The 13,856-nt window shown below is 68.4% G+C and carries 11 protein-coding genes and 1 riboswitch; of the genes, 7 read left to right on the forward strand and 4 right to left on the reverse strand.

Annotated elements, in window-relative coordinates:
• Window positions 1-5 precede the first annotated feature (5 nt).
• Window positions 6-1,079: a YjbE family putative metal transport protein gene (locus FHT36_RS12975; RefSeq protein ID WP_169122914.1), complete on the forward strand. Its 1,074-nt coding sequence runs from the start codon at window positions 6-8 to the stop codon at window positions 1,077-1,079.
• Window positions 1,080-1,102: 23 nt separating this feature from the next.
• Here FHT36_RS12975 and FHT36_RS12980 read toward each other — a convergent pair whose 3' ends face one another.
• From FHT36_RS12980 to FHT36_RS12995, 4 genes are read right to left on the reverse strand one after another with little or no spacing between them, the layout of a single operon-like run.
• Complete coding sequence (locus FHT36_RS12980; RefSeq protein WP_169122915.1) at window positions 1,103-1,858, reverse strand: ABC transporter ATP-binding protein; 756 nt, start codon at window positions 1,856-1,858, stop codon at window positions 1,103-1,105.
• Entirely contained in the window at window positions 1,855-2,841 is a 987-nt protein-coding gene (locus tag FHT36_RS12985; RefSeq protein ID WP_169122916.1) for an iron ABC transporter permease, read from the reverse strand. The genes FHT36_RS12980 and FHT36_RS12985 overlap by 4 nt, the downstream gene beginning before the upstream one ends.
• Window positions 2,841-3,719: an ABC transporter substrate-binding protein gene (locus FHT36_RS12990; protein WP_169122917.1), complete on the reverse strand. Its 879-nt coding sequence runs from the start codon at window positions 3,717-3,719 to the stop codon at window positions 2,841-2,843. Before FHT36_RS12990 ends, FHT36_RS12985 begins: the two co-directional genes overlap by 1 nt.
• 56 nt (window positions 3,720-3,775) lie before the next feature.
• Window positions 3,776-5,749: a TonB-dependent siderophore receptor gene (locus FHT36_RS12995; protein ID WP_169122918.1), complete on the reverse strand. Its 1,974-nt coding sequence runs from the start codon at window positions 5,747-5,749 to the stop codon at window positions 3,776-3,778.
• Between the two features lie 106 nt (window positions 5,750-5,855).
• Window positions 5,856-6,055: riboswitch (cobalamin riboswitch) on the reverse strand.
• Between the two features lie 328 nt (window positions 6,056-6,383).
• Here FHT36_RS12995 and FHT36_RS13000 point away from each other — a divergent pair.
• The 6 genes from FHT36_RS13000 to kdpA all read left to right on the forward strand — a co-directional run bounded on the left by FHT36_RS13000 (window position 6,384) and on the right by kdpA (window position 13,855).
• Complete coding sequence (locus tag FHT36_RS13000; RefSeq protein WP_169122919.1) at window positions 6,384-7,604, forward strand: ABC transporter substrate-binding protein; 1,221 nt, start codon at window positions 6,384-6,386, stop codon at window positions 7,602-7,604.
• Between the two features lie 308 nt (window positions 7,605-7,912).
• A complete protein-coding gene (locus FHT36_RS13005; protein ID WP_169122920.1) occupies window positions 7,913-8,812 on the forward strand; it encodes a branched-chain amino acid ABC transporter permease in 900 nt (299 codons plus the stop codon).
• 5 nt (window positions 8,813-8,817) lie between these two features.
• Window positions 8,818-10,809 carry an ABC transporter permease subunit gene (locus FHT36_RS13010; RefSeq protein ID WP_169122921.1) on the forward strand — a complete coding sequence of 664 codons (1,992 nt, stop codon included), beginning with the start codon at window positions 8,818-8,820 and terminating at the stop codon, window positions 10,807-10,809.
• Window positions 10,810-10,819: 10 nt separating this feature from the next.
• Window positions 10,820-11,542 carry an ABC transporter ATP-binding protein gene (locus FHT36_RS13015; protein WP_169122922.1) on the forward strand — a complete coding sequence of 241 codons (723 nt, stop codon included), beginning with the start codon at window positions 10,820-10,822 and terminating at the stop codon, window positions 11,540-11,542.
• A 503-nt stretch (window positions 11,543-12,045) separates the two neighbouring features.
• Window positions 12,046-12,135, forward strand: coding sequence for a K(+)-transporting ATPase subunit F (locus tag FHT36_RS13020; RefSeq protein WP_081762578.1), 90 nt, complete (start codon window positions 12,046-12,048; stop codon window positions 12,133-12,135).
• A 10-nt stretch (window positions 12,136-12,145) separates the two neighbouring features.
• Complete coding sequence (gene kdpA, locus FHT36_RS13025) at window positions 12,146-13,855, forward strand: potassium-transporting ATPase subunit KdpA (RefSeq protein WP_169122923.1); 1,710 nt, start codon at window positions 12,146-12,148, stop codon at window positions 13,853-13,855.
• Window position 13,856 lies beyond the last annotated feature (1 nt).

The raw sequence follows: 13,856 nt of genomic DNA on the forward strand, positions 1-13,856 counted from the left end.
CGGCGATGGATCTCGGCGCTGACCTCTCCTGGTTCGGCACGAGCCTGAAGATCTTCCTGATCGACATCCTGCTGAGCGGCGACAACGCCTTGCTCATCGCACTGGCCTGCCGCAGCCTGCCGGCAGAGCAGGTGCGCAAGGCGGTGGTGCTCGGGGCGGCGGGAGCGGTCTTCTTCCGGCTGGTCATCGCGGCGCTCGCCGGCACGCTGATGGCGATCCCGCTCTTGAAGATCGGCGGCGGGCTGCTTTTGGCCGTCATCTCCATCAACCTGCTGGCGGGGGAATACCGGCGGCGGCGGGAAGGCGACCGGCCGGTCGAGCTCGACCCCTCCCTCGGCCAGGGGGGCGGGCTGCTGGGGGCGGCGCTGGTGATCCTCATCGCCGACGCCATCATGAGCCTCGACAATGTGGTGGCCCTCGCCGCCGTTTCGGAAGGCCACCTCAGCCTTCTGGTGGGCGGCGTGCTCCTGTCGGTGCCGCTCATCTTCTTCGGCAGCTTCGTGATGGCCGAGGCGATGAAGCACATTCCCGCCCTCACCTTCATCGGCACGGCGTTCCTCGGCTGGATCGCCGGCAGCCTCATCGTCACCGATCCCCTGTGGTCCGGCTGGGTGGCGGCAAATGCGGAAGCGCTGTTCGTGCTGGTGCCGCCGGCCGCCGCCATCTTCGTGCTCGCCAATGCCCGCTTCACGGCGGATGCGCGCCTGTCCGGCGAAGGGAAGAGGGAGCCGGCGCCGCCGAAGCGCGCGCGCCTCCTGCCGGTGCAGCCGACGCCCGCCACCGTGGCGATGGCCGCCCCCGTGCCGGCCGCGATGGCCATGGCCGTTGCGGTCCCCGTGCCCGAACCCGTACGCACGGCCGAGCCGGCCATCCCGGCCGCACCCATCGCCGCCCGCGCGGAAATCGCGGCGGACGCCCCCCGCCCCCGTCCCGCCGCGCCGGTGCGGCGGCCCGCCCAGAACCTGCCGCCGGCGCCCGATTATTCGGACAAGGTGATGATCTACGGGCTGATCGGGCTCTTCTGCCTTATCGCCGTGGTGATGATCAGCGTGCTCATCATGGCCCACGGGGTCGGCTGAAGCGCGGCCCTGGTCCCGCCGCGTTATCCCCGTCGGGACCAGGGCAGCACCACCGTCTCGCCGGCATGAGTGAGCCGAACGGCATCCACGCCGAAGGCGTCCGCCAGATGGGCGTCGTCCAGCACCTGCGCCGCGGTCCCCTCGGCGAGGAGCCGGCCGTCCTTCATCAGAGCGAGGCGGTCGCAGAAGCGTCCGGCGAGGGTGAGGTCGTGCAGCACCGCGACCACCACGGCGCCGCGCCGGGCGGTGTCGCGCAGCAGGGCCATCACTTCCAGCTGATGCAGCGGATCGAGCGCGGCGGAGGGCTCGTCGGCGAGGAGGATGGGCGCCTCCACCGCCAGCGCGCGGGCCAGCAGCACCCGCGCCCGCTCGCCGCCGGAGAGGGTATCGGCGGAGCGCCGGGCGAGCGCCTCCACCCCGGCCGCCGCCATGGCCCGCCGCGCGGCCTCATCCACCACTGCCGTGCCATGGGGCAGGCGCCCCAGCGCCACCACCTCCTCCACCGGCAGCGGCCAGTGGATGCGCCCGTCCTGGGGCAGGTAGGCAATGGTCCGGCCGAGCCCGCGCCGGCCGATCTCGGCGGCGTCGCGGCCGTCATAGAGCACATGGCCGGAGGCGGGCGCTTCGAGGCCGGCGAGCACGCGCATCAGGCTGGTCTTGCCGGCGCCGTTTGGGCCGAGCAGGCCGAGGAAGGTGCCACCTTCGACCTCAAGGCTGAGGTTGCGCACGAGGGTCGCGGCACCCCGGGTCACGGTGACGGAACGGGCGGCGAGATTCATGAGTCCACCCCCCTCAGCCGGGCGAGGAGGAACAGAAAGAAGGGCGCACCGATGAGCGCCGTCACCACGCCGAGCTGAAGCTCCGGCCGGGTGGGCACGAGCCGCACCACGATGTCCGCGCCGAGGGTGAGCGCCGCGCCGGCCAGCCCGCTCGCCGCCAGAAGCCGGCCCGGCCGGTGGCCCACCAGCGGGCGCACCAGATGCGGCACCACCAGCCCCACGAATCCGATGGCCCCCGCCACCGCCACGCTCGCCCCCACCGCCGCCGCCGTGCCGCCGATGACCAGCAGCCGCACCCGGCGCAGCGGGAAGCCGAGGCTTTCGGCGGCATCCTCGCCCAATGTGAGCGCATCGAGCGCCGGGCCGGTGGCGAGTACCAAGACCCAGCCCACCGCCATGAAAGGCAGCGCCAGCGCCACATGCACCAGGCTGCGGTCGGCCAGCGAGCCCATGAGCCAGAACACCAGCTCCAGCGCCGCATAGGGGCTGGGCGCCAGATTCAGCGCGAGCGCCGTGAGCGCGCCGGCGAGGCTGGAGAGGGCGACGCCGGCGAGGATCAGCATCACCGTTCCCGCCCCCCGTGCCGCAAGCGCGAGCAGCACGGCGGTCGCCGCCGCCGCGCCCGTCAGCCCGCCCAGGGGCAGCGCCAGCGCGAAGGAGGCGGAGAAGCCGAAATAGAAGGCGATGACCGCCCCCAGCGCCGCCGCGCCGGACACGCCCACCACGCCGGGATCGGCGAGGGGATTGCGCATCAGCCCCTGCAAGGCCGCTCCGGTGAGGCCGAGGCTGAAGCCCACCGCCGCGCCGAGGATGGCGCGCGGCAGGCGCAGCTCGGACAGCACCAGCGCCGCGAGGCTCTGCCGGCCGGCGAGAAGATCGCCGAAGGCGGCACCAAGGTCGAGCGGCGCATAGCCCACCGCCACCGAGGCGCAGAACAGCACCAGCACGAGAAGACCGAGACCGAGGACGATGCGCGAGGGCATCAGCGCCCCCCCTCGGCGGCGGCGTGATGGACGCCCCCGACAGGCCGCCCGGCTTCCGGGGCGGACAGACGGGCCCTTGCCGCCGCCAGCAGGGCCGCCGCCTCGGCAAGGTCCGGCCCGGCGCAGGTCCACAGCCTGAGCGGCAGGGCCAGCGTGCGGTCCTTGAAGGGAGCCAGGGCGGGGTGATGCAGCAAAGCGTCGGCGAGGGAGGGCGGCGCCTCCGCCTCGGCATTCACCACCACGAGGTCGGGCGCGGCGCGCACGATCTCCTCCAGCGCGAGCTGGCCCATCTTGTCCGTGGGCAGGCGCGCCGCGAGGTTGGAAAGACCGGCCTTCTCCATCAACTCATCGGCCAGCGAGCCGCGGCCGGTGGTGAAGCCGTTGGGGCGCAGCACGACGGCGGTGGGGCGCGGTCCCGCGACCGGCGGCAGGCGGGCGAAGGCCTCCTCCATCTGCCGCACCATGGCCGCGCCCCGCTCCGGCACGCCGAGCCGCTCCGCCACCATGCGGATCTGGGCATAGGCCTCCTCAAGGGTCTGCGGATCGCCGAGTTCCAGCACCTCGAAGCCGAGGCGGCGCAGCACGGCGGTGGCGGTGCGGGTGGTGTAGGCGCCGGCGAGCACGAGGTCCGGCTTCAGCGGCACCACCTCTTCCGCCAGCCCGCGATTGACCGGCACGTCGCGCGCGCGGTCCGCCACGTTGGAGGCGAGCGGGTCGAGCGCGAGATGGGTGACGGAGAGCACCTGCCCCGGATCGGCCAGCCGCAGGGCCAGCTCGTCCGTGCACAGATTGAGGGAGACGATGCGGGGCCGGGCATGCGGCGGAACACGCGTCTCCTGCGCCCCCGCCGGAGCGGAGGCGAGAAGGGCCGCGAGCATCAGCCCGGCCGCCGCGACCCTCACTGCCTCACCATGGGCGCTTCACCGCTCGGGCCTCACCATGTGAGCTTCACCCCGCCATAGGCACCGAAGCCGGGGGCGAGGAAGCCGTTGGGGTTCTCGTAGGTCTGGTTGAACAGATTGTCGATGCGCCCGAACACGGTGGTGACGGCATTCAGCCGGTAGTTCGCGGCCAGATTGACCACCGTATAGCCGGGCTGGTCGATGTAATTCGACGTGAGACGCACGATGTCCCACCACGAGGACGCATAGACGAGGCTCGCCGACAGATCGAGCTCGTCGGTGGGCCGCCAGCCGAGCGTCAGGCTCACCTTGTTGTTGGGCCGCCGCAGGGGATAGCAGGAGGTGGCATTGATGGGCGCGCAGGCGGCGCCGAAGGGCTGGCCGGGCGGCACGTAGCCCACCACGTCGGTGTAGGTATAGTCCACCCGCGCATCGATGCGGTCCGTCACCTTCACCGCCACGAACGCCTCCACGCCCTGGGACACGGCGCTGGGGATGTTGACGTTCTGGTACGTCGCCGGATCGTAGCTGATGAGGTTGGTGATGTTGTTGTGGAAATACGTCACCCCAAACAGCACCCGCTCGCCGAACGCCTTCTGCTCGAAGCCGGCATCCCAGCCTTCGCTCTCCTCCGGCTCAAGGTTCAGATTGCCGTAATAGGGCGCGTAGAGCTGGTAGAGCGTGGGCGCCTTGAAGCCGGTGCCGTAGCTCGCCTTCAGCTTGGTGCCCGTCTCGTCGAAGAGCAGCGCCGGGGCGAGGCGGAACGTGGTGTGGTCGCCGAAGCTGTCGTCGGCGTCGTAGCGCACATTGGCGGCGAAGAAGAGCCGGTTCCAGAGGTTGCCCTGGTACTCGGCATAGACGCCCGTGTCGCCGGTGGAGGCGTCCACGCTGGCATAGGCGGTGGAAGAGGTCATGGACTCGTTCCGCCGCTCGGCGCCCACCAGCAGGTTCTGGCCCGGCGCCACCAGATAGTTGGAGCGGACATAATAGACCTGCCGGTCGCCGTCATAGGTGCCGTTCACGTCCGGGTTCGGCCCCACCGTCGGGTTGGAGCTGGACATATCGCTCACGCCGAAGGTGGTGACGAGGCTTCCGTCCAGCGCTGTCCACACGCCCTCCCCCTTGGTGAAGAACATGCTGGCATAAGCGGTGGAGCGCAGCGCCGCCGGGATGCCGGCATAGGTGGGCGGGGGATAGGTGTCCGGCGTGAAGGCGAGGCTGGTGTCGATGTAGCGCGCGACGAAATTCACCGCGAAGGTCTCGGTGGCCTGCCAGTCGAGCCGGCTGGAGTAGGTCCAGTTGTCGTAGGCGTTGGGATTGATGGGCCAGCCGGGCGGCACGATGTTCTGCGGCGTCACCGGCGTATCGGTGGACGAGAAGTGGGTGACGTTGAACGAATAGGCCAGCTTCTCGGTGGCGCCGGTCAGGCTCGCATACTGGTTGAAGGTGCCGAGCGCGCCGCCCTCCGCATAGGCGGTGACCTTGGGTGGCCCCTCGCCCTTCTTGGTGGTGACGGAGATGACGCCGCCGATGGCGTCCGAGCCATAGAGGCCGGACTGCGGGCCGCGCAGCACCTCCACCCGCTCCAGGTCCGAGGCGAGCAGCTTGCCGAAGTCGAAGGCGCCGTTGGTGGCGGCCGGATTGCCGGCGTCGATGCCGTCGATCAGCACCTTCACATGATTGGAATTGGTGCCGCGGATGAACACCGAGGTGGTCCCGCCCGGTCCGCCGGTCTGCACCACGTTGAGGCCGGGCAGCGATTGCAGCACGTCCGGCAGGGTGCGCTGCTGGTTGCGGGCGATGTCCTGCTCCGTGACGATGCTGACGGAGCTCGCCACCTCGTCCTCGGGCGTGGGAATGCCGGTGGCGCTGACGACGATGGTGGGCAGGTCGCCGGCATTCTGATCGTCTGCGGTCTGGGCGAAAGCGGGCGGCACACAGGCAAAGGCGAGCAAAGCCGCGGCCGGCAGCGCGCGGCGGGATCGGGACGGGGCAAGGGACGACATGGGAAACTCGACGGCACGGGTGGTCCGTCACCGCGAACGAGGCTTGCCCGGCCGCGAGCGGCCGAAGTCAAAACCAGCATCGGGAGAACCCCGCCCGACGTGTTCGCGCGTGACCACGGCTGACGGCAGGTCTCCTGGCTCGCGGGTCACCGCCCGTCTGCCGCCTTCCCAGGCCTTGCGACCCAGTGGCTGATGGCAGAGGACTCGCCGCTTACAGCTGCGGGGGCAGCCACGGCATTTCCGGCCAAGCCGAAGCACCGCGTTCCCTTTTGATCCCTTTCGGGAACCGTCCCGCAGACCATAGGCGGCGCCCGCCCCCTGCGTCAACGGCACGTTCGCAAATGCGAAAGACTGCGCGCAACTGCGGAATGACCGCACGCGGTGCGGGATCGACCGATCACATCTTGCTCATTGCTTCAAAAGTGCGTGGTCCGGAATCGCCGTGCGCGCGTATTTGAGGCGTGCGACTGCCTGCAAAAACGGCAGCAGCAAAGGCCGCACCCGACATTCCGCTAGGTTATGGTGGCGCACCCGTCTCAATTCGCTTAAACGATTGAGAGCCGCCCCGCCCTGCGGGAGAGCGGGTACTACAAAAGTATAATAACCGAATAATCGGGAACACAGGGAGTAGAAGATGCGACTGAGGAGCATGGTTGCGGCTTTGGCCGCAGGCGTTGCCGTTTTCGGGCTTGCCTTTTCCGGCGCAGCTTACGCCGCCGACCCCATCAAAATCGGCCTGACTGGCCCCTTCACCGGCGGCTCGTCCTCCATGGGCGTCAGCATGCGCGACGGCGTGAAGCTCGCCGTGGACGAGGTCAACAAGGCCGGCGGCGTGCTGGGCCGTCCGCTGCAGCTCATCGAGCGCGATGACGAGGCGAAGAACGAGGTGGGCGTGCAGATCGCCCAGGAGCTCATCAACAAGGAAGGCGTCGTCGCCACCCTCGGCTACATCAACACGGGCGTCGCCCTCGCCTCCCAGCGCTTCTATCAGGAAGCCGAGATTCCGGTGATCAACAACGTGGCCACCGGCACCCTGATCTCCAAGCAGTTCGTGCCGCCGGACAACAAGAACAACTACATCTTCCGCACCTCGGCCAATGACGCCATCCAGAGCGCCATGATCGCCGACGAAGCGGTGAAGCGGCAGGGTTTCAAGAAGCCGGCCATCCTCGCCGACTCCACCAATTACGGCCAGCTTGGCCGCGCCGATCTGGTGAAGGCCCTCGCCACCATGGGCGTGAAGCCGGTTGCCGAAGAGAAGTTCAACATCGGCGACACCGACATGACCGCGCAGCTGCTGCGCGCCAAGGAAGCCGGCGCCGACGTGATCCTCACCTACGCCATCGGCCCCGAGCTGGCGCAGATCGCCAACGGCATGGCCAAGCTCGGCTGGAAGGTGCCCATGATCGGCTCGTGGACGCTCTCCATGGCCAACTTCATCGACACCGCCGGTGCCAACGGCAACGGCGCGATGATGCCGCAGACCTTCATCCAGCTGCCCGACACCCCCAAGCGCAAGGCGTTCATCGAGGCCTATCAGGCCGCGTACAAGATCGATCGCATGCCCTCTCCGGTTTCGGCCGCGCAGGGCTATGACTCGGTGCTGCTGCTCGCCGCCGCCATCAAGCAGGCGGGCTCCACCGACGGCCGCAAGGTCCGCGACGCGCTGGAAAACCTCAACACCAAGGTCGAGGGCGTCGTCACCGTCTACGACAAGCCCTTCTCCGCCACCGACCACGAGGCCATCACCGCCAACATCCCGGTGTTCGGCCTCGTCAAGGACGGCCGCGTCGTCGCCGCCCATCCGGAAGACATCGCCGGCGACAAGGCGGTGCGTGTGAAGCCCAAGAACTGAGGCTGACCGGGCCGCGTCCGGGGCAACCGCCCCGACATGCGTCCGCCGTCGTCCCCCGGCTCGTCCGGGGGATCCACGGGCCGGCCGGGCGCTCTGCTTGACCGGATGGAGCCGGTCCGGCGGCGACGTGGATGCCCCGGACAAGCCGGGGCATGACGGATGATTGAGGCGCGGCTCCCGGCCCCGTTTGAGCATCCATCCACCTCATCGCCCCACACCATTCGGACCGCCGCGCCATCGAGCGCGGCGGCCGGTTCGCCCGGAACCCTGCCCCGACGCGGGGGCCGCGCCCCCTTCCGGAGACCGTCATGAACGTCCTGTCGCAGCTCATCGTGAGCGGCATCGCCGTGGGCATGATCTACGGCGTTATCGCCTTCAGCTACCAGCTCACCTTCGCTACCTCGAAAACCCTGAACTTCGGCCAGGGCGAAGCCCTGATGCTGGGGGCTCTGGTGGGCCTCACCACCATCAATTTCCTCATCGGCCAGGCCATCGGCACGCTGTGGGCCTATCTGCTCATGCTGCCCATCGTCTTCGCCTTCGGCCTCGCGCAGGGCGCGGTGGTGGAATGGCTCGGCGTGCGGCAGGCGGTGAAGGCGAAGTCGGAAGCCGGCTGGATCATGGCGACCATCGCCCTCGGCATCATCTTCCGCAATCTCGCCGAGAACATCTGGGGCCGCGACGCCCTGCGCTTCCCCTCCCCGCTGCCGGAGGCCGCCCTCACCATCGGGCCGGTGCGCATCCAGCCCATGGAGATCGCCATCGTCATCGGCGCGCTCGCCATCATGCTGGCGGTGGAAATCTTCAACCGGCGGTCCATCTTCGGCAAGGCCGTGGTGGCCACCGCCAATGACCGCGACGCGGCGGGCCTGATGGGCATCGACACGCGGCGCGTCATCACCTTCTCCTATGCCCTCTCCTCGATGACCGCCGCCTTCGCTGGCGTGCTCATCGCCCCCGTGACCCTCACCGGCGCCACCATGGGCGCGGTGCTGGGGCTGAAGGCGTTCGCGGTGGCGATCATCGGCGGGCTGTCGAGCGGCATGGGCGTCATCGTCGGCGGCCTCATCCTCGGCATCACCGAGACGCTCACCGGCTACTACATCTCCACCGGCTACAAGGACGTGCCCGGGCTCGTCCTCCTGCTGCTGGTCCTCTCCCTCAAGCCCTCGGGCCTGTTCGGCCGCGCCACCATCAAGAAGGTCTGAGCCCCATGCTCGCGCGCCGCCTCCTCTCCTCCACGGGGTCGCTCATCGGCCTCGCGGTGCTCGTCGTTCTGCCGTTCGTGGTGACGAGCCCCTATTATCTCCACCTGCTGGTGACCATCGCCATCTTCTCGATCCTGCTGCTCGGGCTCGACGTGGTGTTCGGCTATACGGGCGAGGTGTCCATCGGCCATGCCGCGCTGTTCGGCATCGGCGCCTACACGGCCGGCTGCCTCGCCATGCATTTCGGCATCGGCTTCTGGCCGGCGCTGCCGCTGGCGATCATCGTCGCGTCGGTGTTCGGCGTGGTGCTGGCGCTGCCGGCGCTGCGCGTCACCGGCCCCTATCTCGCCATGGTGACTTTGGCCTTCGGCACCATCGTGCAGATCCTCATCAACGAGATGACGGACCTCACCAACGGCCCGCTCGGCATCAAGCTGACGACGCCCCTCTTCATCGATCTGCGCTGGCTCGGCGACAGCATCCCGCTGTTCGACATGTCGCTGAAGCGCATGAAGGAAGTGGAATATTACTATATCGCCGCCATCGCGCTGGTGCTGACGCTCATCATCATCAACCGCATCCTCGCCTCCCATCTCGGCCGGGCGTTCGAGGCGCTGCGCGACAGCCCGATCGCCTCCGACTGCATGGGCGTGTCGGTCTACAAGCACAAGGTGCTGGCCTTCGTGGTCTCCGCCGGCCTCGCGGGCCTTGCGGGGGCGCTGTTCGCCTATTCCGAGCAATATATCGCGCCGAACAATTTCGGCTTTGAGCTTTCGGTGCAGTTCCTGCTGGCGGTCACGGTGGGCGGGCGCAAGTCACGGCTGGGGCCCATCCTCGGCGCGGTGATCATCGTGTTCCTGCCGAACCTGCTCTCGGACATCGAATTGTTCCGCTACATCGCCGGCGGCATCGCGCTCGTCGCCGTCATCGCCGGCGCGCGAGCCTTCGTGAAGGATCCGGAGAACCGGGTGCGCAACGCCATTCCCGTGGTGCTGTGCCTCGCCTTCTTCGTCTTCTCGATGCTGCTGCAGAAGATCACGGACTACAAGCTCGCCGTCTTCGGCGTGATGATCCTGTTCGTGGTCTATTACCTGCCGGACGGCATCGTCGGCTTCCTGAAGCGGGCCGTGGCCCAGCTGTGGCCCAGCCTCGTGCAGACCCACGCCGTCATCCATGCCGACACCCACGGCAAGGCGGTCACCGCCTCCCACGAAGGCCATTCGGGCGTGCTGCTCCACGTGGACAATGTGGTGATGCAGTTCGGCGGCCTCCGGGCTCTGGATCAGGTGTCCATCGAGGTGAAGCCCGGCACCATCCACGGCCTCATCGGGCCGAACGGCTCCGGCAAGAGCACGATGATGAACGTGCTCACCGGCATCTACGTGCCCACCGCCGGCGCCGTCCGGTTCAAGGGGCAGGAGATGGCGGGCAAGACCTCCTCCGACATCGCCGGGGACGGCATCGCCCGCACCTTCCAGAACGTGCAGCTCTTCGCCGAGCTGACGCTCATCGAGAACGTGCTGGTGGGCCTCCACCACACCTATCAGGCGACCTTCGCCGAGGTGGCGCTGGGCCTGCCGCGCATCCGGCGGGAGGAGAAGGCGGCACGCGAACGGGCCATGAGCCTCCTCCACTTCGTCGGCCTCGCCGACCTCGCCAACGAGGAGGCGCGCAACCTGCCATACGGCAAGCAGCGCCTGCTGGAGATCGCCCGCGCCCTGGCGCTCGACCCCGCCCTGCTGCTGCTCGACGAGCCCGCCGCCGGCCTCACCGCGCCGGACATCAAGCACCTGGTGGAGATCATCCGGAAGGTGCGCCACGCGGGGCTCACCATCGTGCTCATCGAGCACCACATGGATGTGGTCATGGGCCTGTGCGACACCGTGACGGTGCTGGATTTCGGCCAAAAGATCGCCGAGGGCAAGCCGGCCGAGGTGCAGGCCAACGAGCGCGTCATCGAGGCCTATCTCGGCGGCGCCGCCGCTGCGGCGGAATGAGGAGATCGCCATGCTCGAAGTGAACGATCTCGTCGCCGGCTATGGCAAGGTGAAGGTGCTGCATGGCCTCTCCCTCAAGGTGGAGGAAGGGCAGCTCGTCACCCTCATCGGCTCCAACGGCGCCGGCAAGACCACCACGCTACGCGCCATCTCCGGCATGATCCCGCCGGAGAGCGGCACCGTGCACCTCGGCGGGGAGGACCTCACCGGCCTGCCCTCCTTCAAGATCACCAAGAAGGGCCTCGCCCACTCGCCCGAGGGACGGCGCGTGTTCCCCACCCAGAGCGTGAAGGACAACCTGCTGCTCGGCGCCTTCCCCCGCCTCACCGGGGCGCGGGAGCGCGGCGATGTGGAGGGCGACCTCGACCGCATGTTCACCCTCTTCCCGCGCCTTGCCGAGCGCCGCGCACAGCTTGCCGGCACCCTCTCCGGCGGCGAGCAGCAGATGCTCGCCATGGCCCGCGCGCTGATGCTGAACCCGCGCGTGCTGTTGCTGGACGAGCCCTCCATGGGCCTCGCCCCGCGCCTGGTGGCGGAGGTGTTCGCCACCATCGCGCGGCTCAAGGAGCAGAAGATCACCATGCTGCTGGTGGAACAATTCGCCGCCGCTGCGCTCGAGGTGGCGGACTTCGGCTATGTGCTGGAAAACGGCCGCGTCGCGGCGAAAGGCCCGGCCGAGGCGCTGCGCAACGACGCCGCCGTGCGCGCCGCCTATCTCGGCCACGCCCACTGAGGGCCGCCGCCTGAACTCCATGCGAAGGGCGCCCCGACGGGCGCCCTTTTTGTTTTTGCGGGGCCTTCGCTGGCGCACTTTTCTTTATGGGATTTTTATTTCGGGCCATCGCGGCCCGTCTCGAATCTTTATGCGCAAGGTGACACCTTTCCATCGCTGACCAGCGGCCGGGAGAAAGGTCCCCGGCGCTGCGGCCGACCGCAACGCAGGTCTTCCCGCGTATTCGCGGCCCGAAACCCTCAGAGCGCGATCCGATCAAGTTGAATCAACTTTATCGGTGAATCGACCTCTGACTCGAAGAAAGAGAACGCGTGATCCGATCTGATTGCGATGCAATCCGATCGGCGCGCGCTCTGGAGACTGACGTCCCATGCTCGACATTCTGATGCTCGCTTTGGCGGCGGGGCTGTTCGCCTTGGCCATCGGCTACGGTTACGCTTGCGAGCGGCTCTAGGTGCACCGAAGACCTTCCGTCTACGCGGCCGGATTCAAAGGAAAACTCCATGACCCTCGATTTCGCACTGGGAGGCCTCATCACCGTGGGCCTCCTCTTCTACCTCACCCTCGCGCTGCTGAAGCCCGAGCGGTTCTGAGGAGGCCCCGATGACCCCCAACGGCTGGATCCAGATCGCCCTCTTCTGCGCGATCATCCTTGCGCTGACGCCGCTCCTCGGCGGCTACATGACCCGCGTGTTCGCCGGCGAGCGCACCTTTCTCTCGCCCGTCCTCAGGCCCATCGAGGGCGCCATCTTCGCCCTCGGCGGCGTGGACCCGAAGCGCGAGCAGACGTGGCTCGGATACACCCTCGCCATGCTGCTGTTCCACGTGGTCGGCTTCCTCATCCTCTACGCCGTGCTGCGCCTGCAGGACCTGATGCCGCTGAACCCGCAGGAGATGGCGGCGATGCCGCCGGACCTTTCGCTGAACACGGCCATCAGCTTCCTCACCAACACCAACTGGCAGAATTACGGCGGCGAGAGCACGCTCAGCTATCTCGCCCAGATGCTGGGGCTGACCCACCAGAACTTCCTCTCCGCCGCCACCGGCATCGCGCTGGCGCTGGCGCTGATCCGCGGCTTCTCCCGCGCCTCGGCGCAGACGGTGGGCAATTTCTGGGTGGATGTCACCCGCTGCACTCTCTACGTGCTGCTGCCGCTGTGCATTCCCTACACCCTGTTCCTGGTGTGGCAGGGCATCCCGCAGACGCTCGGCCCCTATGTGGATGCGACGACGCTGGAAGGCGCGAAGCAGACCATCGCGGTCGGCCCCGTGGCCTCGCAGGTGGCCATCAAGATGCTCGGCACCAATGGCGGCGGCTTCTTCAACGCCAATGCCGCCCACCCGTTCGAGAACCCCACCGCGCTGGCCAACTTCGTGCAGATGATCTCCATCTTCGCGCTGGGCGCCGGCCTCACCAACGTGTTCGGCCGCATGGTGGGCGACGAGCGCAAGGGCTGGGCCATCCTCGCCGCCATGGGCGTCATCTTCGTCGCGGGCGTCGCCGTCACCTACTGGGCGGAAGCCGCCGGCACGCCGGGGCTGAACGCGCTGGGCCTCACCGGCGGCAACATGGAAGGCAAGGAGCTGCGCTTCGGCATCGTCGCCTCGGCCCTGTTCGCCGTAATCACCACCGCCGCCTCCTGCGGCGCGGTGAATGCGATGCATGACAGCTTCACGGCGCTGGGCGGCATGATCCCGCTCATCAACATGGAGCTGGGCGAGATCATCGTCGGCGGCGTGGGCGCGGGCATGTACGGCATGCTGCTGTTCGTGGTTGTCGCCATGTTCGTGGCCGGCCTCATGGTGGGCCGCACGCCCGAATATGCCGGCAAGAAGATCGAGGCCAAGGAAGTGAAGATGGCCATGCTCGCCATCCTCGTCCTGCCCCTGATGATGCTCGGCTGGACTGCGGTCGCGACGGTGCTGCCGGGAACGGTGGCGGCCATCAGCAATCCCGGCCCGCACGGCTTCTCCGAGATCCTCTACGCCTTCACCTCGGCGACGGCGAACAACGGCTCGGCCTTCGCGGGCCTCTCCGGCAACACGCCCTTCTACAACGTGACGCTCGCCGTCTCCATGTTCATCGGCCGCTTCATGATGATCGTGCCGGCCATGGCCCTGGCGGGGTCGCTCGCGGCGAAGAAGACCGTGCCGGCCTCGGCGGGCACCTTCCCCACCCATGGCGGACTGTTCGTCGGCCTGCTGGTGGGCGTCATCCTCATCGTCGGCGGCCTCACCTTCTTCCCGGCGCTCGCGCTCGGGCCGATCGTGGAGCACCTCGCGGCCGTGGCCGGCCAGACCTTCGGGGGCTGAG

This window comes from Xanthobacter sp. SG618, assembly GCF_012932745.1.
GTDB lineage: Bacteria > Pseudomonadota > Alphaproteobacteria > Rhizobiales > Xanthobacteraceae > Xanthobacter > Xanthobacter flavus.